The sequence below is a fragment of the Martelella alba genome (assembly GCF_005217455.1).
Taxonomy (GTDB): domain Bacteria; phylum Pseudomonadota; class Gammaproteobacteria; order Enterobacterales; family Enterobacteriaceae; genus Acerihabitans.
On record NZ_SZPQ01000137.1, the window covers coordinates 1 to 1,162 of the forward strand.

At 48.6% G+C, this 1,162-nt stretch carries 2 protein-coding genes; both read left to right on the forward strand.

The genetic code is table 11. The features are described from left to right. The first annotated feature begins 403 nt into the window (after window positions 1–403). Entirely contained in the window at window positions 404–910 is a 507-nt protein-coding gene (gene tssB / locus FCN80_RS26045; protein ID WP_136993262.1) for a type VI secretion system contractile sheath small subunit, read from the forward strand. Window positions 911–924: 14 nt separating this feature from the next. Next, window positions 925–1,162: hypothetical protein (locus tag FCN80_RS26050; protein ID WP_306767944.1), on the forward strand; the 238-nt coding region annotated here is incomplete at its 3' end.

Consider the following 1,162-nt stretch of genomic DNA (forward strand, 5'->3'; position numbering starts at 1 on the left):
CGAATCAATAAAATTACTTAACCTTTGAAACGTTCGCGGTGGCCTGCTCAATGGGGGTATTGGGGACGGGCATTGCTATTCTCGCAAGAGCGGCAGCGCCGATCAGTATGTCCGGCCGGAGCGGAAATATAAAACCGCAATATTTTATTCGCTAATGCCAGCGTGGACCTACAGGGCGAAAATGCCTATTAGCCCAATACTGGCGGGAAGTTGTCGCCGGAGATGCTTTAAATATCCATTTCTTTGATGCGGGCATCTAATTCTTGTTTATCTTTCGTTTAATTTCAACATGTAAAAATTTGAAACTTTTTCATTCTGACTGTCCGGGGAATGTCTCCATGGCGCTTTTTATCAATGATGCCGCTGCGCATTCTGTCGGACGCAAATTATATAAGGATATGTTATGTTTGATTCATTTCAGAATGAAGTACCCAGGGCGCGAGTCAACCTAAAATTAGATTTACACACCGGCGGGGACGGTAAGAAAACCGAGTTGCCGCTGAAATTACTGGTTGCCGGCGATTTCAGTAACGGACGGGAAACCGCGCCGTTATCTGAACGCGAAAAAGCGGAAATTAATAAAAACAATTTTAATAGTGTGCTTACCGAATATTCGCCTTCCGTAAACTTTGCCGTGGAAAATACCCTGGCTGGCGATGGCAGTAAAGAAAATATCAATCTGACCTTCCGGGATATGAAAGATTTTGAACCGGAGCAGATTGCCCGGCAGATCCCTCAGCTCAAAGCCATGCTTTCCATGCGCAACCTGCTTCGCGACCTCAAGTCCAACCTTCTGGACAACACGGCATTTCGCAAGTCTTTCGAACAAATACTACTGGATCCAGCGCTGAGCGATGCACTACGCGGCGAACTGTCAGCCCTGGCGCCGAAAAACACCATAACGGATTAATTGGGGGAATACCGATGTCTGTACAAAACGAAAACGCCGCTGTCGGTGAAGCCACAGTGTTGGAGCGCCCTGCTGCGGGCGGCGTATACGCCTCTTTGTTTGAAAAAATCAACCTGAACCCCGTTTCACAGCTTAGCGACATCAATATCTGGCAGGACAGCCAGGCGATGTCCGATGCCACGGCGGACGAACGCCTGACGGCGGGCATGAAAGTGTTTATGGAGTGCCTGAGCAAAGCCGGCGCGAAGGTTG